At 33.0% G+C, this 22,244-nt stretch carries 19 protein-coding genes and 2 pseudogenes; 11 read left to right on the top strand and 10 right to left on the bottom strand.

Annotated elements, in window-relative coordinates; translation table 11 throughout:
* The first annotated feature begins 406 nt into the window (after positions 1 to 406).
* The gene (locus tag JNUCC74_RS01900) at positions 407 to 1,111 is read left to right on the top strand and encodes a polysaccharide deacetylase family protein (RefSeq protein WP_454066696.1); all 705 of its coding nucleotides are present in this window, start codon (positions 407 to 409) and stop codon (positions 1,109 to 1,111) included.
* Between the two features lie 736 nt (positions 1,112 to 1,847).
* Here JNUCC74_RS01900 and JNUCC74_RS01895 read toward each other — a convergent pair.
* On the bottom strand, positions 1,848 to 2,612 hold the full coding sequence (locus tag JNUCC74_RS01895) for a MerR family transcriptional regulator (protein WP_454066695.1): 765 nt from the start codon (positions 2,610 to 2,612) through the stop codon (positions 1,848 to 1,850).
* A gap of 630 nt (positions 2,613 to 3,242) precedes the next feature.
* Here JNUCC74_RS01895 and moaC point away from each other — a divergent pair.
* Complete coding sequence (gene moaC / locus JNUCC74_RS01890; protein ID WP_454066694.1) at positions 3,243 to 3,737, top strand: cyclic pyranopterin monophosphate synthase MoaC; 495 nt, start codon at positions 3,243 to 3,245, stop codon at positions 3,735 to 3,737.
* Between the two features lie 433 nt (positions 3,738 to 4,170).
* On the opposite strand, the gene JNUCC74_RS01885 is transcribed toward moaC, so the two are convergent.
* Positions 4,171 to 4,566: a DUF5391 family protein gene (locus JNUCC74_RS01885; RefSeq protein ID WP_454066693.1), complete on the bottom strand. Its 396-nt coding sequence runs from the start codon at positions 4,564 to 4,566 to the stop codon at positions 4,171 to 4,173.
* Positions 4,567 to 5,265: 699 nt separating this feature from the next.
* On the opposite strand from JNUCC74_RS01885, the gene JNUCC74_RS01880 reads away from it, so the two are divergent.
* The gene (locus JNUCC74_RS01880) at positions 5,266 to 6,432 is read left to right on the top strand and encodes a bis-aminopropyl spermidine synthase family protein (protein ID WP_454066692.1); all 1,167 of its coding nucleotides are present in this window, start codon (positions 5,266 to 5,268) and stop codon (positions 6,430 to 6,432) included.
* Between the two features lie 285 nt (positions 6,433 to 6,717).
* On the opposite strand, the gene JNUCC74_RS01875 is transcribed toward JNUCC74_RS01880, so the two are convergent.
* The 3 genes from JNUCC74_RS01875 to JNUCC74_RS01865 form a co-directional block, all read right to left on the bottom strand.
* Positions 6,718 to 7,185 carry a GreA/GreB family elongation factor gene (locus JNUCC74_RS01875; RefSeq protein ID WP_454066691.1) on the bottom strand — a complete coding sequence of 156 codons (468 nt, stop codon included), beginning with the start codon at positions 7,183 to 7,185 and terminating at the stop codon, positions 6,718 to 6,720.
* Between the two features lie 386 nt (positions 7,186 to 7,571).
* Positions 7,572 to 7,796 (bottom strand): hypothetical protein, encoded by a 225-nt coding sequence (locus JNUCC74_RS01870; RefSeq protein WP_454066690.1) that lies wholly within the window; start codon positions 7,794 to 7,796, stop codon positions 7,572 to 7,574.
* A 133-nt stretch (positions 7,797 to 7,929) separates the two neighbouring features.
* Positions 7,930 to 8,799: a plastocyanin/azurin family copper-binding protein gene (locus JNUCC74_RS01865; protein WP_454066689.1), complete on the bottom strand. Its 870-nt coding sequence runs from the start codon at positions 8,797 to 8,799 to the stop codon at positions 7,930 to 7,932.
* 409 nt (positions 8,800 to 9,208) lie between these two features.
* On the opposite strand from JNUCC74_RS01865, the gene JNUCC74_RS01860 reads away from it, so the two are divergent.
* The 8 genes and pseudogenes from JNUCC74_RS01860 (at position 9,209) to JNUCC74_RS01825 (ending at position 15,688) form a co-directional block, all read left to right on the top strand.
* Positions 9,209 to 9,628, top strand: coding sequence for a PaaI family thioesterase (locus JNUCC74_RS01860; RefSeq protein ID WP_454066688.1), 420 nt, complete (start codon positions 9,209 to 9,211; stop codon positions 9,626 to 9,628).
* 114 nt (positions 9,629 to 9,742) lie between these two features.
* Positions 9,743 to 10,115 (top strand): annotated as a pseudogene (locus JNUCC74_RS01855) (GNAT family N-acetyltransferase).
* 344 nt (positions 10,116 to 10,459) lie between these two features.
* Positions 10,460 to 10,621, top strand: a pseudogene (locus JNUCC74_RS01850) (IS3 family transposase); the annotation flags it as partial.
* Positions 10,622 to 11,110: 489 nt separating this feature from the next.
* Positions 11,111 to 11,764 carry an ABC transporter ATP-binding protein gene (locus tag JNUCC74_RS01845; RefSeq protein WP_454066687.1) on the top strand — a complete coding sequence of 218 codons (654 nt, stop codon included), beginning with the start codon at positions 11,111 to 11,113 and terminating at the stop codon, positions 11,762 to 11,764.
* A 94-nt stretch (positions 11,765 to 11,858) separates the two neighbouring features.
* The gene (locus JNUCC74_RS01840; protein WP_454066686.1) at positions 11,859 to 12,245 is read left to right on the top strand and encodes a hypothetical protein; all 387 of its coding nucleotides are present in this window, start codon (positions 11,859 to 11,861) and stop codon (positions 12,243 to 12,245) included.
* A gap of 106 nt (positions 12,246 to 12,351) precedes the next feature.
* A complete protein-coding gene (locus tag JNUCC74_RS01835; protein WP_454066685.1) occupies positions 12,352 to 13,131 on the top strand; it encodes an ABC transporter permease in 780 nt (259 codons plus the stop codon).
* Complete coding sequence (locus JNUCC74_RS01830; protein WP_454066684.1) at positions 13,124 to 14,638, top strand: hypothetical protein; 1,515 nt, start codon at positions 13,124 to 13,126, stop codon at positions 14,636 to 14,638. Before JNUCC74_RS01835 ends, JNUCC74_RS01830 begins: the two co-directional genes overlap by 8 nt.
* A gap of 276 nt (positions 14,639 to 14,914) precedes the next feature.
* Entirely contained in the window at positions 14,915 to 15,688 is a 774-nt protein-coding gene (locus tag JNUCC74_RS01825; RefSeq protein WP_077319184.1) for an acetoin reductase, read from the top strand.
* Between the two features lie 592 nt (positions 15,689 to 16,280).
* Here JNUCC74_RS01825 and glaH read toward each other — a convergent pair.
* The 5 genes from glaH to JNUCC74_RS01800 are packed head-to-tail and all read right to left on the bottom strand — an operon-like array spanning position 16,281 to position 22,225.
* Positions 16,281 to 17,216 carry a glutarate dioxygenase GlaH gene (gene glaH, locus JNUCC74_RS01820; protein ID WP_454066683.1) on the bottom strand — a complete coding sequence of 312 codons (936 nt, stop codon included), beginning with the start codon at positions 17,214 to 17,216 and terminating at the stop codon, positions 16,281 to 16,283.
* A gap of 31 nt (positions 17,217 to 17,247) precedes the next feature.
* Entirely contained in the window at positions 17,248 to 18,015 is a 768-nt protein-coding gene (locus tag JNUCC74_RS01815) for a class I SAM-dependent methyltransferase (protein WP_454066682.1), read from the bottom strand.
* Between the two features lie 28 nt (positions 18,016 to 18,043).
* Positions 18,044 to 19,276 (bottom strand): ATP-grasp domain-containing protein, encoded by a 1,233-nt coding sequence (locus tag JNUCC74_RS01810; protein ID WP_454066681.1) that lies wholly within the window; start codon positions 19,274 to 19,276, stop codon positions 18,044 to 18,046.
* A 19-nt stretch (positions 19,277 to 19,295) separates the two neighbouring features.
* Complete coding sequence (locus JNUCC74_RS01805; RefSeq protein ID WP_454066680.1) at positions 19,296 to 21,023, bottom strand: asparagine synthetase B family protein; 1,728 nt, start codon at positions 21,021 to 21,023, stop codon at positions 19,296 to 19,298.
* Positions 21,008 to 22,225, bottom strand: coding sequence for an ATP-grasp domain-containing protein (locus JNUCC74_RS01800; RefSeq protein WP_454066679.1), 1,218 nt, complete (start codon positions 22,223 to 22,225; stop codon positions 21,008 to 21,010). The genes JNUCC74_RS01805 and JNUCC74_RS01800 overlap by 16 nt, the downstream gene beginning before the upstream one ends.
* Between the last annotated feature and the right edge of the window lie 19 nt (positions 22,226 to 22,244).

Raw genomic sequence — 22,244 nt, 5'->3', positions numbered from 1 at the left:
CGGGAATTTAGGTGTCGTTACCTCCCACTTTTACTTCTTGTATCTCCTACAACTCTTGAAGTGGGAGTCTTACGGCACCTTACATCAGGATAAAATACTCGATTTAGAAATAACTGTTTTTCCTTTAAAAGCTTGCTTTCACCCCTTCTTTATTTTTCTGGTTGATAATACTAAAAGTACAAAATTTAAAAGTAGAAGTCACCCTCCACGTAACTAATTTCAATTATGACTATAAGGATAAGCTAGACAATGAGAAGATAGTGCATCGTGTTGCTTAATGTGGGTATAGAAGTGATTTAATTGCACAAGAATATAAGGACATCACAATTTGAAAATAGGCTCTGTAAATTTTATTGTTTAATACATTTTTTAAACAAGAATAATATCAAATGGGGGAAAAGAATTAATGCTAAGATATATTTTATTAATCAGTTATGTAGTAATATTAATTATTCCAACTAATAATTTGCAAGCATATACAGAAGAAAGAAAAAAGTATGAGAGGACAGGAGATGTTATATGGGAAGGATACACAAATGAGAAAGTTGTGGCAATAACGTTCGACGACGGCCCAAACACTATATATACACCTCTTATACTGGATACCTTAAACAAATTTGAAGCAAAAGCTACATTTTTTGTTGTAGGTTCCCAAGCAAAAAAACATCCACAAATTATTCAAAGGCAATTCCTGGAAGGACACGAAATTGGAAATCACACCTTTAGTCATGATTTAAGTATGAAAAGTTTAAAGGCTGAACTTGATAAAACCACAAAAATAATAAGTGAAATCACCGGTAATTCACCTACACTTTTTCGTCCGGTTGGTGGAAAATACAACAGAAAAATTGTCGATATTTCAAAAAGGCAGGGTTATACTTTAGCTTTATGGTCTTGGGATCAAGATACTGGAGATTGGAGGCAACCGGGCGTTGATAAAATAGTTAATCATGTTATTACTAATATTTCTCCAGGTGATATTATTCTTTTTCACGACTCAGGTGGTAACAGGAGGCAGACAGTAGAAGCGCTTTCAAAGATACTAGAATTTTTAAAGAAAAACAACTATCAATGTATAACCGTTTCAGAAATGATTGAGCGAACATCTTAGAGTCAAATCCGCTAATGCGATTTTTACAGTATATAAATAAAAAGGATTTTCTTTTAACCCCGACTGATTGTTAGTACCGAAAGGGTATGACCTAAAAGCCTCTGAACAGAATCGGACATTTGCCGGCAGTTGGACCCTTCGCCTGGGTTTCACCTCGTACCATGGAAGGGCAAGTCTTACTGCTAGTTACATACGGGATAAAGCTATAATTAATATACAAACTAAAAACGGAGCGGCTTATTAAATTACCAATCCGTCTACTATATTTAGCCCCCTCCTCCCTGCCGCTGTTCATTTAAGCTCAAGCAACTAAAGAAGAACAGGTATTAAGAAACCAAAAGCAAGCAAATATACAACCATAGAAACAATCAGACTCCAGCCGTTATATTTTAAATAGCCTATTTTAACCATCTTTTAGTTTAATGTGCAATTATTAACAACAAAATAACTACTATCCATTTATTTTTTAGTAAGTAATTTTAAAAATGTCCCCATTGAGAAAAGAAAGAAGGTATAAATTCAAAATTTCCGCTAACCCAATCGATTTAGGTTCACCTAAATCGATCAAATCTAATGAAAAAGTAACAATTGCATCACTAACCACGTTACAACATAACCTTTAAGCTTATGTTTAAAAGAATTGATCCGTAGTATTTATAACTAAGCCGACGTTATCAAGCAAAGATTCTACATTAAATATAAGAACCTGTCAGCTATAGCTAATTTCCCCCTTCGCTTACACCGTTGAATTCTTCTTATTATAGATATCTACTGCTTCGTTAATATATTCTTCTAGTTCTTGAGACATAATGGTAAAATAATACAAAGCATCATCCCCGAGTTCCTTCAGCTCCAGCTTTTCAAGTTCTTCCAACAATTCAGGTTCAAGTAAATCATTTCCAAATTCAATTAACTGCTGAATAATAAGTTGAACTTCTGCATGCTGTGGGGGAAATCCTTGATTGTAAAACTGTTGTATTTGATGAAGATATGCCATCACCTCACGTTCAATAGTTATCCTTTCCTCTTCCGAATGATGACGCATAAATACTTTTTCAATTACAGATTTTGAAAGATACTTTCCTAACCACTCTTCTTGATTGCTTTCTGTTTGGATAGCATGAATAATTGATAAAAGTAGGTCACTATTCATCTCCTTATGCTGAATAATCTTCTCAACGCGAGAAATAGTATGAATAACTTGGTCAAGCTGTTTCCATTTTTCTATCAGTAATTTCTTCTGCTGCTGTAGTGTTTCATGAATAGTATTTGCAGCATTTTCTGAAAGATGTTCTTTTATCTCTTTTAAGGAAAACCCTAAATATTTTAGCGTTAATATTTTTTGCATCTTAAATATATCAGCATGACTATAAAGACGATGGCTATGCTCTGTATAACTAGTAGGCTTCAGTACCCCTTTTCGATCATAGTATTGCAGAGTTCGCTCTGTAGTACCAATCATTTTCGCAAAACGTTTAACTGTGAAATAATCATCGCTCATTAGTTATTCCCCTTTACTTTTATCCTTCTAGTCTAACTTTATCTTATAACGTTACGTCATAATCAAGCTGATCAAGATTTATTTTATAATCTATGAAGCTTTTTTAACATATAAGCAAGTTTTAAATTATCATCACCTAACAAAGCTCTTTCGTAAAACTTCATTCTGAGAGAATAGCATGGTAAAATAGAATTATAGTCCATGTTCAAAAGGGGTTAAAAAGGATCAATTGGATAATCTAAAACATCCTTGTTGCAACCTGACACTACCACGTCCTGTTGAGTCGAAGTTCGAGGTGAGGTGGCGAAGTTTCGAATAGCTAGATTTTTCAGTAGGTCATGAGCACTAGCGTAGCTTCCTCGAGACTCGCTCGCACTCAAGAAAAGGGTTTCTCTTTTCTAAGGAACGGAGAAACAAGTCAATAAAGAACTTGGTTAGCGACAAGCGAAGTATAGAAGATAGCCTAGTTGCGCTTAGGCTGAGAACTTAAAAGTTTTAACTATGGTTGAATGAACTTCAACGCCACTATTTTATCCGTCTAATGTGCGAAGATTTGATGCATCATTTTAGCGTACTTTTTGACAATCTTTTATAGAATCGTTGTTTGTAAATAAGAAAGCAGGTGACAGCATGGCAGATTTCACACATTTTAATGAACATGGTAGGGTTAGGATGGTAGACATCTCAGACAAAAATGAAAGTGTAAGGAAAGCCATTGCTCGTTCTAGTGTAACAATGAACAAAATGGTGTATGAAAACATTGTTGGGCAGAAAAATAAAAAAGGGGATGTATTAGCTGTTGCACAAGTAGCCGGTATTATGGGGGCTAAACAAACAGCATCATTAATTCCGATGTGTCACCCTATTCCAATAAGTAGTGTAGACCTCTCTTTTACTTGGGTAGAACTTGATGCTTATGATGTATATCAGTTAGTCATTGAAGCAGAAGTAAAAACCGTTAGTGCTACAGGAGTTGAGATGGCGGCATTGACTGCAGTGGCAACCGCAGCATTAACTGTTTATGACATGTGCAAATCGATTGATAAAGGAATGACAATTGGTCCCACCTTTTTACAAGAAAAAAGCGGTGGAGAAAGCGGTGATTATCGCCGTAACAATAGTTAATTACTGTTCTTTTAAAGATGCCTGGATAGCCTCTAGCACTTACACAGGCATCTCACTTTAATTGTTCAAACCTTTAATAAAAATTAGGTAGCGACAAAGCTCTGGCATAATCGTTGCCTAGTGGTATATTGCAAAATTATGTTATTACGTCAACCTTTTAATGTATAAAGTGGCAATTGACTTATTGTCGGGCCGCCACTGACAGCTTAAGTATCTACCATACCATTACCTTAACAACAGCATGTCAAAACATATAATACTTACTTATGGATATATTTAATGACGTATGATTAACGAAACGATAAATAAATAAGGAAGTAATCATGTGGTCTGTATCCAAGGTTGTATATTATAAAACGATAAATTTGTATTCTTAACAAAAAGAATCTAAACCCAAAAGCAATTCTCCTAGTTTTGGATTCCTCAAGTAATTTTAATGCTTTTTGGAAAATGCAACAAAAAACCAAACTGTGTTTACAATAATCCCCAATCCACAGATCACAATTATGCTAATAAGTGTTGTTAACATGTTATTTAGGATACCGATGATCACAACAGCGACGATGGTCGATAGAAAAACTACAATACCAGTAGCACATAAAATTGCCATAATTATTTTCATCCACTTCGGACCAAAAACATATAAAGCTAATGGTACAATATAAAAGGTAAGAATTATAACAATTGCAAACCACATACCCAAAGAGTTAAATTGATTCGCATTTTCTCCCATTTCAGATAATGGAGATAATGAAGCAGCAATGATTAAAGCACAAAAAACAATAGCAGAAAGTAAGGTAACAATTATTGCTTTCTTTTTCTCACTCATTTTTATAAAGAACCCCTCCTTTTACTTTTAAAGTGACTACTACTACCAATAAGGTTATAGGATACTTATTCTTTATTTAGCTAAAAATACCATTTACAAAATTTTCCCTATTTAAACTCCCTCTAGTATATCAAGAAATCTTCAAGAATATAAGTCACGAGGTAACTGATTCATCTTGAATTTATTGTTTTTGTAATTGCCCCCCCTAAAAGTCGTTTCATTACATATATGTACGTATAAATTCCTACAATTCGTCTTTTTATGCTTGACTTTTCAGGGTTTTAATGTATACTTTATCCTGATAAATAATGAATTATATGGGAGTTGTCTTGATGTCGGTTTTGGTTCTTAACTAATTAATTGTATATGGTTTGTTCTGCATTTTTTGTCGATAACCCACTTTCTGAGGGCTTATTTGGTTTGGACAAAAGCAGACTGCCAATTAAGTTAAGAACACTACGATCATCCATTAAAATTTTATGACTATTAACTTAGCTGTTTATGCTTGCGATTTTTTTTCTGCATTCAGAAACCGGTTTGAAGCTAAAAAATCCCATTTATAGTCTATTCTTACAGGACAGAAGATGAACGAAATGTTCAAATTCTGTCCTGTTTTGTTTAAATAAAAGCATGATTGGATGACGCTGTGCTCTTACATTGCGAATAGAACTTTATCATACCGATGGAAAGAGTGATTCCGTGAAAAATTATATAGAGAAGGCAAATACAAATTTAAATCTTCAAGAAGGAGCTAAGGTAATTGAACAGCTACTGATTGAGTGTTATATAAATCCAGGAATTTCAACCAAACAATTGGCACGAAAAATACTTCTTCCCGTCCCAATTGCTGTTGCCATTAAGAAAGAATTCATAAAAGCAGGTATTCTTATGCAAGATCGAGGTGTGCGTTGTACCCATGAAGGGATAACATACATTGAAAATGAATTGGGGTATAGTGGGTTAGATAAGAGCTTGTACAAGAAATTAATGGACAGCCAAACCGATTGGAAAATAGAGCTTGCTGATCTATTATCGGTACTTACACAACTCTTTCAAATGCGACCGGAAGTAAATGTACAAATTGATCAGTCGAAATGCACTCCCACAACAAGTTTACATCGAGCAATCCTTTGTCTAAGGGAGCATTCATTAATTGGCAAAACTATTATATGTATTGGTGATGACGATCTAGTGAGTGTGTCAATCGGTTTACTACTAAAACGTTTGTTCCCTTTAAAAAGCTCTAACACGATGATTACAGTCGTAGATATCGATGAAAGGTTTTTACACTATATTCACGATATAATGAAGCAGGAGAAGCTGCCAATCAACTGTCACCAAATTGATTTGCGTCAAGCGCTGTCTGAGACGTTGCACGGGAAATTCGATTGCGTTTTTACAGATCCACCTTACACCCTACAAGGAATGGTATTATTTGTTTCCCGTGGTATAGAAGCAATAAAACAAGAAAAAAGTTTACCTATATTTTTATCATATGCTCATAAATCTCCTGACTTTATGCTATCGATGCAACGTGAATTTATACGCATGGGGTTATCCATCAAAGAGGTGATTTTACATTTTAATGAGTATGAAGGCGCACAAATGATTGGTAATAAAGGGCAAATGATCATACTAAAAACAACAGAAGCTGCAAAGCCAGTTATCTCAGGGGATTATGAAGATGCCATTTATACTGGTGAAGTAAAACAAATTTTACGAACATATGAGTGTAAACAGTGTCATCATTCCATACTTGTTGGCATTCGGGGTGATTTCTCAACTATAGAGGAACTGAAGAACAAAGGATGTCCCATTTGCAATATGAATAAATTTCGCTTAATTAAAAGGAAAAAGATGGGATAGGAACACTATGATAAGTCTTATGCATAAACTGGAAACTGTAAGAAAACATAGGTGTTTTCACGTAGTTAATATGCACCAATCATAGTTTGGGATAATAAAAGTATTAGTTAAAATAGCGAAAAAAGAGTTAAAAAAGGTATCGACCCTTGAAAGTTAGAGTGATAAATCGGGGTCGCCACCAATCAGCTCTTTTTTCGCTTTAAATATACGCTCTCCAAAAGCAAACTATCAATTAACAGCTGTCAATTGATAGTTATTACATAACTTATTCTGTAACCCTAGTTCTTAGCCTTCCACTTTCGTTATAAGTAATTTTATCTTTCCTTCCGGTGTCTCAACAGATACTAAATCATTTTCCTTTCGTCCCAGTATTTTTCTTCCAATTGGTGAACGATCAGAAATATGGTCGCTTTGTGGATCTGCTTCTGCCACACTAACCATTTGATATGTCTCTTCCAAACCATCAGGCAGTTCTTTAAAGGTGACATACTTTCCGTGTTCTACTGCATCTGTTTCTGTTTTCTCAATAATTACCGCTTGTTTTAACATAAACTCTACATCTGCTATTTGTTTTTGTATAACGTTTACTTCTTCTAAGAACCTTCTATGCTCCGGATCTTCATCAAAATCACAAAAGGTTTTCCCCTTCTTTATCTGGTCATTTACTTCTTTCAGCTTTACATTTTTTAAATACGTTAACTGATCCTTTAAACGTTGAAATCCTCTTTCAGTAACAGGAATTGTTTTTTGCATATAAGCTCCCTCCATTTCATTCCTATAAACATAAGCTAGAAGCGCTCGCTTAGCGACGTACAAACTGGAGAACTTCTGACGAGATAAACAGCCCCTGCAACAAGGGTTGTTTCCTTTAGATTCGATCAGAGTTGACTTTTCATTAAAAAAAACTCAAAGTTTGCTACAGCTTGAGCGCATAGGGACATGAAACGACTTTAAAAAAAGATATTCATATTTGTAGAAGCGAAATATACTTTCCTAGACAATAAAAAAGCAACAATGGGATAATATGCTACTCCACTGTTACTTTTTCCCTTTCCATAGCAAACAAATCTTATTAATCTCTTTAACCTAACTATATATAATAAAAGCTTATTTTTCATTCCTTATGCCTATGTGGGCGGTTAATAAAAAGAAAAACCTCCATTTGTAAATGGCGCATCTAAAGGAACCTGAAACAAAGCTTTGATCAATCCGTATACACTGTTCACTAAGATGATGGTCGCAATGATCATATAGGCAATTTGGAATTCATTTCGTGCATAGGCGATAATGGTTCCAATAGTAAACAGAATAATAATAAAGTGAAAAACAATCGTAAACTTCTTAGATCTTCTTTGCGCATTCATCCAAAAAATTCCCTTCTTCTATGAATAGCTTTCTAACAAATCACACTATCAGTAATCCCCTGACTTTATTATTATTTTCTATATATTATTGTAATTAATTTCATTGTAACAAAAATTGGATTAACACGCCGTCTTAAAAACCATTCGTTACTTCTAGTTCTCCTTCCATCCCAGCCTCTTGATGGCCTGAAATGGTACAAACATATTTGTATTCACCTGGAGTTGTTAAGGTATAGACTGCTTCACTTTTTTGTCTAGGGGCACTTTCCATTTGAAGGCGACTGTTTTTTCCTTGTTCATCCACACCCATAATTTGCAAATGATGTTTTACTTTACCGATATTATCTAACACTATCTTCACTGTTTGTCCTGCCGTTACTTCTATCTTATTTGGTGAAAAAGAAAACTCATCTGCTTGAACAATGAAGCTTTTCATTTGCATTTCTCCATTTTCCATATGATGATGTTCAGATGATTTAGAGGAAGATACGAACGGCCCCAGCTGTTGAAAAACAATCATAATAATGACAAAGATGATAAGTGAAACTAATGGATGGTTCCACAGTCGCTTGCCTTTTATAAATTCTTGTTGCATCATCCAAAATAAAATAATAACGGTCGCAATGAAAAACATAAACATGATACGAATAAAAGCGTCTTGGTAATCATACTTGATCATTTCTCCAAGCATTGCTCCCATCATACCGCCCATCATTCCAGATAGTGTACCGTCCAATACAGCCACTAAGCTTAACGGCATACCTGCGAGTAACCCGAATATAACTCCAGTCAGCATGGCAATTACCGTGGAGTAAAACAGATTACCTGCAAAAATAATACCTACAATTACCCCAATCGTTAACCCTGTACTCATTCCAAGTGCCATCGCCATCATCATTCCTGTCATACATTTAATTCTATGGCGAAATTTAATGATAATCCCAATCACCAAAGCTGATAAAATAAATATGCTTATTACTACAATTATTAATGGCATTGTCATCTTCATTTCCCCTTTTTACTTGTCCTACTCTCAATATATGTACATGTTCCATAATCAATCACTTACATAATTGAAAAAATCACTAGAAAAACAGCAACAAGAATAAAAAGGAACGTAATATCAAGAAAACCATATTTCTTCAGAAAATTTATGTAAAACGAGAGATGATCAGCTAGACACAAATTAAAAAAACTTTCATGTACCATATTTAAGTAACTTCCCCATTACCAATTAAGTTTGTAAAGCTACCTTGACATAAACAAATATTGAAATTATGATTAAATTACCTTTATATTTTATAAAATCGATATTTTCAAGTAACTATGACATTTAAATAACAAGCGTAAAAACACAGAACAAGTCATATGACATCTGGAACATCATTCCAAAAAGGGTAGGGGGTTATATAGTGGAAAAACAAGATTTGCTTAATATAGGGAGACAATTATTAGAGATGCAAGCATTTAGTAAGCTAATTGGAGCCGAACTAACTAAGTTTACTGCAGGTGAAGTTGTTTTAGAAATACCGGTAAAAGAAAGCTTATTACAGCAAAACGGATTTGTCCACGGAGGTATTTTAAGCTACGCTGCTGACAACGCATTAACTTTTGTAGGTGGCTCCGTTTTAGGGCCACATGTATTAACTTCGGAATACAAAATCAATTACTTAAGACCAGCCATCGGAGAAAAATTAATTGCTATCGGGACGGTTATTTATGCCGGCAAACGACAAGCAGTATGCCGTTGTGATGTACAAGTATTACGGAATGAAGAAAAGAAAATTTGTGCCACTGCTCAAGGAACAATCGTAACGATAGACCCAACGTAATAAGAGTTGAACAAAAAAATGTATTTATATTAGGAAGGAAGTAAAGTAAATAGTAGCCAAACCGTTGCTAAAAAATTAAAGACTGAACAAGAGTGGCTTGAGGTTTTTCCCATTATGAATCAATTACGAACCCATTTAAATGTAGATGTCTTTATTAACTTAGTCAAACAAGCAGTAAAAGAGAATGATTACAAATTACTAGCTTTGTACGACCATAATCATATCGTTGCTGTTTGTGGTTTTATGCCAATGATTACATTATACAATGGCAAATTCATATGGATTTGTGATTTAGTTACTGATGTAAAATTACGTTCTAAAGGATATGGGAAAGTTCTGTTAACCCATGTTGAAAACTGGGCAAAGGAAAAGAAATATGGAATTGTTTCCCTTTCATCTGGGTTACAACAAGCACCAGCCCATCAATTTTATGAGGAAAAAATAGGATTACGGTAAAACAAGTTATGTATTCTCTAAAAAATTATAAACCGCGATTTTGATCAAGATACCCCACTTAATGTTCTTGTACGTGACTTGACGTATGTACGTGTAGCTGAAAAGTGGCATTATGTCTGCCTGTTTGTCGAGCTTTTTAATCGTTAAATGATAGGGTACAGTGCAGGAGTAAACAAAGATTATCAGTTAATCATGAAGGCTTTCGCCATTATTCCAGCAAACCTGCCAAGAAGTCTATTTTTCACACCGATTGTGGCAATGAGTTTGATAACCAGATAGTTGATGAAGCATTAGCTGCATTTCGAATCGAACCTTCTCTTAGCACAAAAGGGTGTCCTTATGATAACGCTGTAGTAGAATCGACATTTATTCAAAACAGAGTTTGTGGAGAATAGAAATTTCGATAGTTTAAAACAATTAAAACTAGAGTTAGCCGATTATGTGAATTGGTTTAACCATTGTCGTGTACATGAAAGTCTAGACTATCTTACCCCTATTCAATTTAAAAAAGAACACTTAATAAAACTGTCTATTTAAGTGTTGACATACCAAGATTAAAAGCAAAAGCATTAGAATACCCTAATCAAAGTTCGAAAGGGGTTACTTTTAGATGTTCACTAGGCTGCTAACCTATTTTTGTATTTAAATTTCTAAAAATGATTTATGTAAGGGACTTTAAAAGCAAGGCAGACATTTGGTATAAGAATCCTTTTAAAAAGATATACTCTTTTCAGGGAGACCACCCCGTAATACCATTAACACAGCTACGTGTTTTTCTCTATAACCCCACTTCTTTGCTTAAATTAAGGTAATAAACTTAGGGTAGTTATGACACCAAAATATCTTCGAAAATATCAATATGGAAATTTCATTCACGGGCATATAACCGCATAAAGAGACTGGGAGCTAATTATTTAAAAAATATTTCGTTTGTATTAAAATTCGATTAATTATGGACTTTCTTCCTTCTAAATTGTTATTATATTAAAAGGACTTATAAACATAGAAAGGTGGATCTGGTCATTCATGGCAATTATTGAATTGAAAAATGTCAATAAAGGGTATAATGGAATCTCATTATTTAAGTCTGTTAATTTAAATATACATGAGGGTATGATTTATGGGTTTGTTGGTCCAAATGGTTCTGGAAAATCAGTTTTGTTTAAGATGATCTGTGGTTTTGTATTTCCTGACCAAGGTTTAATTTATGTAAATGGTAAAGAATTGGACAAAGGAAAAAATAGATTTCCCCAAAATATAGGGCTTATTATAGATAGACCGGGATTTATAGCAAATAAAACAGGTTTTGACAACTTAAAAAATCTTTCTATAATTAAGAACAAGATAACAGATAAAGAGATTATAACTACTATGGAAATGGTGGGATTACAGCCAGAGGCAAAACAAAAAGTGAAAAATTATTCTCTTGGTATGAAACAAAAACTGGCTTTTGCACAGGCTATTATGGAAGATCAGGATATTCTCGTCCTAGATGAACCATTTAACGGATTGGACGAAGATAGTGTTGTTAAAACTAGGGCTATTTTAAAAACCTTAAAAGAGAAAGGGAAAACTATTCTTCTTACTAGTCATAATAGAGAAGATATTAACATTTTATGTGATAAAGTGTTTAAAATAAATGGTTCTAAACTAGAATTAGATACCTCTACCCTAAGTTAACTTAATTTTTTCAAAAAATTATTACATTTTTACATAATTCGACAACATTTTTGTAAGTTAACTGTTATACTCCTTTCCAAGGAGGTGATATAACATGAAAAAATCATCTAAGAAACTAGCAACTTTAGGCTTAGCGACCATATTATTACTTACTTCAGGAGGACTTATATCTGCGGGTACTAGTTATGAGAGTTATAATGTTGATGTACCTCGCATGAACGGTAGTGCTAATACCAACAACCAAACAAAATCAAAAACTGATGCACGTGCAGATCTAAAAGTAAGTACACTTGGTAAGGCATTAGATGCTAGAGTTCGGTCAAGCGATGGCGGAACAGGAAAGTGGGTTAGAGTTTCTACTACAGGTACTTTTACTCTTCCTAACTCTGTTAAAAAAGGCAAAAAAGCACACGTACAGTTTAGCAATGACCTTTCTACAATTGTAAATGTCCGTGTAGCGGGATCATGGAGAAGTAATTAAAAAAAACGAATGAAGAAGAGCGGTTTTTATGACTACGCTCTTCTTGTCTTCATAAGTATCAGATAACACACATTTATACTATGAATAGGAGAAAGTTGGCTTTAAAATGATATTTCAACAAGTAAAAAATGAATTTAAAAAAACAATAACATTACCGCATATACTTTTGTGGACCATATTTATTTTATTACTTCCTACAATCAAATATATTCAAATAATAAATGGATATGTTTTTTATAGGCAACTTGATATTTTTTTAAGGGTAAATTCAGATTTTATCCCCCTACTATTTCCATTATTAGTGATTTTAGTTTATACTACTAATTTCATTGGAGAACAGAAAAACAACTATTTAACATATGTATGCCCCCGAATTCCATTGAATAAATATTTTTATTCAAAGTTAATTGTAAATGGGTGTCTTTCATTTACAGTAGCATTTTTAATGATCTTTATTCCATTTGTTTTTATAATGTATATTGAACCTTTATTAAACATAACTCAGTTAGATAATCCCAATGGAAATTCAATTCCAGTTACAACTTTTGAGCAATTATTAGTAGCAGGAACTTTAACATATGGTGTAGTGTACTCTCTTTGGATTGGGATAAACGGTATGTTGTATGCTTCTTTTGGTCTATTATTGTTAATGTTATCAAAAAAACCATTAATAGCTTTATCATTTCCTTTTATATATTATTTAGTATTCGACTTTATAACGCAAGTGCTTGGTGCCTTTCAGTTCTCACCAAGTGCTACTCTATTTCCAATTGCGATTTCACAACAACCACTATGGACAGTCTTAATTCCTTTTGGTTTATTACTAATCATCAATATAATTCTTGTTCTTCTAGTCAGAAAAAAAGTGAATGATAGTTATGAATAATTTTCAATATCGGTTAAAAATGTTTATGGAAGAGGAATCACCTATTAAGTGGTTTGCTACGGGAATAATTCTTTATATATATGGTTACTTTTTGCGTTTGGATTTATTCGCTCTTTCGCAGATGGAAAACGCTAGAATTAATGTTTGGGATTTCGTCATAAATTTCTCCAGTGATATTCACCTTATATTGTATTTCATAACACCTGTTTTATTATTGTCATCCTTAAAAAACATTCAAGGAGAATTTAATTATTTTCTATTAATTAGGTTAGGATCTTACCATAAATGGATTGTTTTTACACTAATTAAATTTATGAGACAACAGTTATTGATGTTCACTGTTTTATTTATAATTACTATGTTGTTAATAATAAGTATTCCAATAGAAAATAATTGGAGTAATTTTTCAGGAATCACTGAAGGAATACCTCTAAGTTTTCCAGCAAATATATTATCGTCCTATATTGGACATCCTGTGGTAGCTCTTTTTCTTCATATTATATTGTTTTTCATGACATATACATCACTCCATCTGTTATTAGGGATCATTTTTTTATTAACTAAAAAGATTAGCTTTTCAATTATAGCAGCGGTTTTATTTTGGCTTTTGAGTATTATATCTTTTAAATGGTTTACTTTAGATTTTTCTCTTTTTGTATTGCCGAACTATATGACTTATTTTCATGGTGTTAATTCATTTGGAAACACATGGACATCTTTTCTAATTGAGTTTATAATCTTAGCTTTTCTATTATTTTTGTCTACCAAAGTTGATAAAAAACCAAAAATAAATCTGGAGATTAATTTGAAATACGTGATTTATGTTGTTTTAGTGTGGATATGCCTTCTTTCAGGATTGCAGCGAAATTCCTTGCAGTCTATTGAAGATGTTTTTATTTCAATATTTTTCGGTACTTCAACAGAGGGGACAACGTTTATTTCTTTATTGACCTATATTGTTATTTTTTATGGGTTTACATACCTAATACATCTTTACTTAAATAATGAAATAAATAATCTGGGGTATTATAAGATTTTGAGATATAACTCTATAAATGAATGGATGCTTAAAAATTTTTTTAAAGTGCTGATATCAATATCTTTTTTATTGGTCGGTTTATTAATAATTATTCTTGTTCTTGCACGCTTTTTAGGACTAAGAGCTTTCGATTCGTCTCTAGATGCAATTACTCTTATGGACATTCTTTATCACTTTTTTATCAATGGATACTTACAAATAGTATTTTATATTTTATTATCCTTTATTATTGCCTGGATAACCAAGGAGATGTTTTATGGTTTTATCGTTCAAGTCTTTCTTTTAATCTTTCTAATACCAGGACTAAACCCATATCAAATTATTCCATCTGGATTAAATAGCATGGGATACTTATTGGATGATGTTTCACCTTATAAAATTTCTATTATTTTACTTTTTTACATAATTGCAGAGATTGTGATCCTATATAATCTTTTAAACAAAACAGATTTTAATATGTCTAAATAACCTTAAGGTTACCCTTAACTAAGTTGTGTCCATGAAACTATACTAGCATCAAGGCTTTATTAAGAAAATACAATAGCATTTATCAATTTAATATAGTTCTAAGCAATTACAGACAAACTGCATAGATTGATTTATTTTTGTTAAGTAGTTTTCACCTGTAATTATCACGTTTAGTTCTAATTTTGTCACATTTTGTCGAATTTTGTCGTTTCTAATACTATCTTTAGTGCTAAAATTAGAAGTGTATGTAAAAGTAAATTTCTAGGAGGACTAATAATGGACAAAGTAGCAGTAGTTACAGGATCAGCTGAAGGTTTAGGTAAAGGTATTGCACATCGCTTATGTAAAGATGGCTTCAAAGTGGTTCTTCACGATATTAATGAGCCTATTTTAAACAAAACTGTTAAAGAATTCAAAGACAATGGATTTGACATAATTGGTGTAGTTGGAAATGTTGCAAAACGCGATGACCAATTTAACTTAGTTAAAAAAACCGTCGAACATTTCGGACGATTAGATGTATTTGTCAATAATGCAGGCGTCGATGCAGTTACTCCATTTTTAAAAGTGCAAGAAGATGAATTAAATAGACTGTTCCAAATTAATGTAAACGGAACTGTCTTCGGAACACAAGCAGCTGCACAACAGTTTATTAAACAAGAAACAAAAGGAAAAATTATTAACGCTTGTAGTATTGCTGGCCATGAATCCTATGAAATGTTAAGTACTTACTCAGCTACCAAACACGCTGTTCGATCATTTACGCACTCATCAGCTAAAGAATTAGCAAAATATCAAATCACCGTCAATGCATACTGCCCTGGTATAGCAAAAACCAGAATGTGGGACAGAATCGATGAGGAAATGGTTAAATATAGCGATGATTTAAAACCAGGTGAAGCTTTTGAACAATACTCATCTGCAATCGCATTGCAGCGCTATCAAACGCCTGAAGATGTGGCTAATTTAGTTTCCTTCTTAGCTTCAGATGATGCAGATTATATTACAGGACAAACTATCCTAACAGATGGCGGACTTGTTTATAGATAAAATGTGATGAGGGAGGCTAAAAATTGACCGAAATGGAGCCTTGGAACAGGCAACTGTCCAACCTTCGCTTAGACGATGGATATTAATATATTAACTAACTTTAGCGGAAAAATTTTATGCTTTCTCAAACATAAAATCCGTCGGTAAGATTCTCTGACGGATTTTACTCTTTAACATTTAAACTTATTGGGGTCCTACCAACAAAAAGCGGAAAAACATACGCCAAGCAAAAATCGACAATAAGAAAGCCGATGTTTCCTACGTTAAGGAAGTATCGGCTTTCTTATTGTACACTAGTAAAATCCCATTTTTTATTTGACATTAACGTTGCGTAATACCTTAACCTTGTAATGTGGAGGTGAATTACGCTGCTTACAACTGGGGAAGTTTATAAACCTGGACTTACTGAACGTTCGTATAAGGTGAGTTATTAAACCAATATTTTAGGAGCTGGATCATATATTGCGGTAATACTTTGTTTGGAATATTAGAGTTTTTTATTATAAGATAGTCCCATCTGTACACTTTGCGCATTGATGAGACTATCTATCATACTATTTGAAGCGATAAGTGTTATATAGTTGTAACGAAATTAGTTAACAAAAAAACCTCTTTGCCTTAATAATACTCTATACAACTCTTCATCTTTTTTAAAAGGTTCTCTGCCATGTAACCAGAACAGATTATTTAACATTACAAGTTCCCCAATAGGTAGATGTAAAGAGACACAAGCATTAGATTGTTCTATTGAATGGAACAGTTCTTTAAAATACATCGCTTGTTCCATATTTTCCGGCTTGATATTCTGTTCAGCAAAACAAATACCCATTGACCCATTATGTTCAAAAAAAGTAGGACGATATTGAGGAGCTTCTACATTTTTACTCTTTGCCCCTTGTCTTTTAACCTTTTCTTGACCTATAGGATTCTTGCTGTATTTCTTCTGCTCTTCCCAATCATCTATGTGTAGCAATTTAGAATTTCCAGCTACAGCATTTTGTTCATCAAGCTTCATCATTAATAACCAGTCCACAATTTCCGCTTCATATGCACCGTCAGAGTGTAAATGTAAACTTTTATATGCTGATCTTAAATACGTATCACTTTCGTCAGTATGTTTTACAGCAAATTCCGCATAATAATTTCCAGTCATTGCATCAAACATTGATTTCCCAACGCAATGTGTAATTGCTGTTGATAATTTAATGAAATTAGTTTTATTACTTAGTTTACTATTTCCATTTAATGAAAATCCGCCATGTTCTCTATCTTTTAATATACCAGTTATAACAGATGAAAAATTATCCCCAACTAACTTATCAAGCTTATTTGCTAAATAAAACCTTTCAAATTCTACATATTTCAATCTTTGCAGATCAATTTTTTCAACCTCTTTAAAAAATTTTTCTAAAATTTCTTCTCTAATAGTTACTAAATATAAGCGTTTATGTTGAGAGTGTATTTCAACCTTGAAATTTTGTTTATTTTGAATCTGATTCGCTACTTGAGTTTGTTCAATAGTCTTCATCTATTTAACCTCCAATATATTTTGATAGTATTCAAACATTAGGACGTTCACAAACTAAACAAAAGACTCTATGGGGAATTATTAAATCCCCTGGAAATTCATTATTAAGTAACTTCTTAAGATCCATGTCAAAATTTTTTACACCTTCATCAGTTAAGCTTGCCCCTACACCTGCGCTAGCTCTAATCCTACCTCTCCACGCATCATGGCTAAAATTTACATTTAAATCAAATGTAAAAGTTTCAATATTCCTATAACCTGCTTCTGATACCTGCGTTAACCAATCTGGATAGATTCCGTTACCGCCATCGCCTGCCCAATTAGGGTTATATCGAAGTATCAATTCCTCAGTTTTTGAGACCACATTATCTTTAATAGGTAACCAATCTAAGTGTAAAATGATTAACCTTCCGTCTTTTTTTAGAACCCTTTTGATTTCATGTAAAACTTCTACACTATTAAACCAATGCCAACATTGTGCGGCAGTAACAATATCAAAACTATTTTTGGCGAAAGGCATATTTTCTGCTTTCGAACTAACATATGTGATATTTAAACCCTGCTCTTTATCTAACTTTCTTGCCACATTTAAAAGCTCATTGGCAATATCAATACCTGTCACTTCTAAACCTTTTTCAGCAAATTTTCTACCAAGAAAACCTGTTCCCGTACCAATATCCAGTAGTGATTGTCCTTTTTCTCCTAATCCAAATTCTTGAAGTTTATTAAACACCTTATCTGGATATTGTACCCTATACTTACTGTAATCATCTGCAGTTAAACCAAAATTGATGTTCATTTGTAGACCACCTTTTAAGTTCGATTAATTACACTTTAACCCCTATTTCAAAAAGTACTTTATTCTTGTTAATTTGGGTATTCGTAAATGCATCTTTCCCTGTAGTGCCGCTACACATAATCATACCTAGCCTATCCCAAGAACTTTTTAAAATAGTAACTTTATCACCAACCTTTATAAATTGTGCTACATTTAAAACTTCAGGTTTTATTTTAATTTCTTCAAACCCTTCTATACAATTTAAATAGCCATTTTCCTCAGCTGATAGGAAAGTTATTGCAACACCACGTTTTCCCTGTTGGTTAATTTCAGTCTTTTTATTTAAAAGGATGTCTAGCATGGCTGAATAGGGACAAAATTCATAAGAGATTTTAATCATCTGAAAAATATAATCGCCTGGAGCTCTTCCAGCACACTCAATAAGATAAGGTTTATCATTATCGATAATCCATTCCGCATGTAGAATTCCAGTTTGAATATCTAATTCGCTTATTAATTCCTCTATATTTGATCTCAATTTTTTTCTAGTATTGTCTGATAATTCACCAGGTAAATAGTGTCCTATTTCAACTGGAAACTTTCCGTCAATTGTTTCTTTTACAGTCACATTTAGAAATTTTATATCTCCTTTTTTAACAAGAACCTCTGTGCTAACTTCTTGACCAGTCAATAATTCTTCAACCAGAAATTCCTCTTTAATATCACGTTCAGTAACATGTATCCCTTCATCCAGGCCAAGAGAGTGATTCCACGAAGACGCAATATCTTTCTTCTCATAAACCTTAATTACTCCGGCACTTGCCTGTCTATTAGTAGGCTTAATTATAATTGGCCCTTCAAAAAATTCATTTACATCATTTATATTAGTAACTTTTTTATACCTTGGTTGACCTACATCCGTATTTTCCATCCTTTTTCTTAAAAAATATTTGTTTGTTAGTGTATTAGCAGCATCTACACCTAGGCTAGGCAAATTTAAAACAGAGGCAACATAGCTTGCCGGAGCTACAGAATATTCTAATCCTGGTATAATAACATCAGCCTTAATACTATTTGCATAAATAATAATGTCATTTAATTCTTCTTGCTCTTTGAATTGATATTCTAATAACTTAACTTCATTAATATTTGGATAATCATCTTCTGATATGCCTTTCTTTTTCCATAAATCAGGTTCTTCAATAACATATAAGTTTATATAGCTTTTATCATTTAGTGTTTCAGCCCATGATTTATTCAAACCTATAAGAAGTACATTCATATTTTTCAACTCCTATGTTTTAAATTACAGCAGTCCCTTTATCTAATACTTTATTATCCTCAGGAACTCCTGTACGCCTTATAAAGTAACAAATTTGATATAACCTTATAGCAATGAGCAACGTTTCTTCCGTAGGATTATGTCTTAAATTTTCAATGAAATTCTCTAATTCTCTTTCTTTTAATGGTAAAAAAGAATTTACTTCCCTATCATTTAAATTTTCAAACAATTCTTCAAGCTTATTCTGACGGAAATAATTTTTTAGATTTAATCTTAGAGGTCTTTTGGGAGTACTTACTGATTTTTGGCTCAAAATAGGCTTTAGCTCCTTTCGTAATAAGGGTTTAGTATCTTTTATATTTTCCTTATCCAAAGTATTCAGCATTTCCTTCGCGATTGAGGGGATATCTCGATGTAAAAAAGGTACTCTAATTTCAATAGAGTGATACATGCTAGTACTGTCTATCCTATCTAATAATGGTCTTAAGCTAACTATTTTTTCAGCAGCTAACAATTGGCTTACCACCCCAGTTTCTTTTTCTGCAAAACTATTTAGTTTTACAGTGGTTATTTTTTTTGTATAATTGCCACCATCGATCATACTTTCCACTAATTTAGAAGATGATTTTTCTAAATAAAAGTTAACAAAATTACTGTCTTGCTTCTTTATAAAGTCCAGGTAACTTTGGTAACCAAAGAATAGTTCATCAGCGCCTTCCCCTGATAAAACAACTTTTATATTTTCTTTAGCAGCCATTTCAGACAATAGATACGTGTAAACACTACTCATTGGGAAGCAAGGCTCTGACGTAATATTCAGTACCTTAGTAAAGGCTCTATTAATATTTTCGTTATTCGGACTAATGGTGAAGTGTGTCCAAGTTTTCCAAGATTCACCTGGCAAGTTTAATTCATTTAAGGTCGTGATTCCATCTTCTCCTAACAAGAGACTGAATGTTTTTATATTCTTGACTCCATTCTCTGCTAAAAAGTATGCAATAGCTGTTGAATCAATTCCACCACTTAGAAATAGACCTATTGGTTTTTCAGTATCCGCACATTCTATTACAGATTCTCTTAAAGAATCTATTAATGAATTATCATTATTATTAATTTCCTCTTTTTTTGTTTTTTCAATAAAACTGTAGTTAATATACTCATTCTCTTGCTTTAATTTAAGTACTTTGTCCGTTGGGAACGAATAAATATCATTGAATATTGTATTACTATCTAAACTCCTACCCAAAGAGAGATATTCAAAAAGCAGTTGAGAAGATATATTTATATCTTTAGGGTCCTTGAGTCCAAAAATTTTTGAACTAAATCTTAATTCTTTAGCATTACTTAGATAATAAAGGGGTTTTATACCAAATGAATCACGGTTTAAATATGCAAATCCGTTATTCAAATTAAAAAAACAATAAGCAAACATACCATCAAAGTGATTACTCAAAGGATTATGTTGCAAGCATTCCAATAAACTTTCGGTATCGGTTCTATTTGAATCTTTTTTAACGTTATAAATTTCTCCGTTATATACTATTCCCCAACTACTTAAATTATCGATTAGAGGTACTGGTACCATTTGTGGTCCAGTAATTGAGAGCCTTGTACCTCCTATTGCATAATTCCTAGTCTGCAATAAACCTAACCCATCAGGCCCTCTTTCTTCCATTCCTTTAACCATTGTGAAAATATCATTCACACTTTCCTTTTCTCGAGAGAATATCCCTACGATTCCACACATTTTCGCTCCTCCTTATAAGAAAAGGATATGCTTGACAAAGCAGTTTCGGCATTTGTTAGAGCCTCTTGTCCATTTCTTCCGGTGGTTATTGCATAAGCAATCCGTCCTGCATTTGAATCAATATCAGGCATAGAAACATTTAATTCCTGAATTACACTTAACTCCTCTAACCATTTAGGATAGTTAACAATTGAGGTTTCTGCTCCAATTAAAATCCCATTCTTTTTACTAGGTTGGAACTTTATTGCCGCACCCCTGTTGAGCCTAGGTGTTATTTCATCAAAACTTATACTTTCACCTATAGCTAATTTCCCGCAAAATTTGTATAGATTTATGCCTAACGACAAGTCAACTAAGTCGACTATACAATCACCGGCTAGTCTAGGATTTACTTCTATAATTATTGGTCCTTTCTTTGATAGTTTTATTTCTGTATGACAGGCACCATAATTAATGTCCAGAGCAGCACATGCTTTAATAGCAAGATCCTTTACTATTTCTAAAAGTTCTTTTGAATGTCTAGAAGGGGTACTGTGTCCTAATTCAACGAATGTGTTTCCATCGGAAGTAATTTTGTCTGTAATACTGATCACTTTATGCTCACCATTAAAGAATATAGTTTCTACACTTAATTCAGGGCCATCAATGTACTCTTCAATTAATACCTTTCCAATAATTGACTCTTTTATTGCATTTTGAAAAGCTTTGTTTATATCTTTCACATTCTCTATTTTACTCACCCCTGCACTTGCTGAGCGATCAACTGGCTTGAGTATCATACATCCCCAATTATTCAGAGATTGTATCGCTTCGTTTGGTGAGGTTATTTCAGCCCAACGAGGATTTGGAAGTCCCTTTAAGTCAAAACACTGCTTTTGCAAAAGTTTATTTGTGGCAATTTTAGCTATTTCTTTATTTAAAAATCTGAGGTCCAATAACTCTGCAAGCTCAGCCGTTTGGACCAAAGCAGAATCATTAAAAGTTAGAATTCCATCTGGTTTACCTACTTTATTAATAATAATATTATACAAATCACTTAAGTTCTCAAGATCGTGAATGATAACATGATCAGCAAAGCGTAAAGATTGATTTTGCAATTTATCCACAACCACGATTCTCCAACCTAGCCTATAAAATTCTCTATACGCAGGCATTCTAAGCGGTAATGGATAACCAGATTTTATTACTAAAAGATTTTTCACTTTTCTATCCCCTTTAGAT

The sequence above is a fragment of the Cerasibacillus sp. JNUCC 74 genome, assembly GCF_053667775.1.
This window is presented reverse-complemented; position numbering and strand designations above follow the sequence as displayed.

What these genes read in the sequence shown, in the direction of transcription:
- JNUCC74_RS01900 (WP_454066696.1), top strand. Translation starts at nt 407, where the DNA reads ATGCTAAGATATATTTTATTAATCAGTTATGTAGTAATATTAATTATT.
- JNUCC74_RS01895 (WP_454066695.1), bottom strand. Translation starts at nt 2,612, where the DNA reads ATGAGCGATGATTATTTCACAGTTAAACGTTTTGCGAAAATGATTGGT.
- moaC (WP_454066694.1), top strand. Translation starts at nt 3,243, where the DNA reads ATGGCAGATTTCACACATTTTAATGAACATGGTAGGGTTAGGATGGTA.
- JNUCC74_RS01885 (WP_454066693.1), bottom strand. Translation starts at nt 4,566, where the DNA reads ATGAGTGAGAAAAAGAAAGCAATAATTGTTACCTTACTTTCTGCTATT.
- JNUCC74_RS01875 (WP_454066691.1), bottom strand. Translation starts at nt 7,185, where the DNA reads ATGCAAAAAACAATTCCTGTTACTGAAAGAGGATTTCAACGTTTAAAG.
- JNUCC74_RS01870 (WP_454066690.1), bottom strand. Translation starts at nt 7,796, where the DNA reads ATGAATGCGCAAAGAAGATCTAAGAAGTTTACGATTGTTTTTCACTTT.
- JNUCC74_RS01865 (WP_454066689.1), bottom strand. Translation starts at nt 8,799, where the DNA reads ATGACAATGCCATTAATAATTGTAGTAATAAGCATATTTATTTTATCA.
- JNUCC74_RS01845 (WP_454066687.1), top strand. Translation starts at nt 11,111, where the DNA reads ATGGCAATTATTGAATTGAAAAATGTCAATAAAGGGTATAATGGAATC.
- JNUCC74_RS01840 (WP_454066686.1), top strand. Translation starts at nt 11,859, where the DNA reads ATGAAAAAATCATCTAAGAAACTAGCAACTTTAGGCTTAGCGACCATA.
- JNUCC74_RS01835 (WP_454066685.1), top strand. Translation starts at nt 12,352, where the DNA reads ATGATATTTCAACAAGTAAAAAATGAATTTAAAAAAACAATAACATTA.
- JNUCC74_RS01830 (WP_454066684.1), top strand. Translation starts at nt 13,124, where the DNA reads ATGAATAATTTTCAATATCGGTTAAAAATGTTTATGGAAGAGGAATCA.
- JNUCC74_RS01825 (WP_077319184.1), top strand. Translation starts at nt 14,915, where the DNA reads ATGGACAAAGTAGCAGTAGTTACAGGATCAGCTGAAGGTTTAGGTAAA.
- glaH (WP_454066683.1), bottom strand. Translation starts at nt 17,216, where the DNA reads ATGAAGACTATTGAACAAACTCAAGTAGCGAATCAGATTCAAAATAAA.
- JNUCC74_RS01815 (WP_454066682.1), bottom strand. Translation starts at nt 18,015, where the DNA reads ATGAACATCAATTTTGGTTTAACTGCAGATGATTACAGTAAGTATAGG.
- JNUCC74_RS01810 (WP_454066681.1), bottom strand. Translation starts at nt 19,276, where the DNA reads ATGAATGTACTTCTTATAGGTTTGAATAAATCATGGGCTGAAACACTA.
- JNUCC74_RS01805 (WP_454066680.1), bottom strand. Translation starts at nt 21,023, where the DNA reads ATGTGTGGAATCGTAGGGATATTCTCTCGAGAAAAGGAAAGTGTGAAT.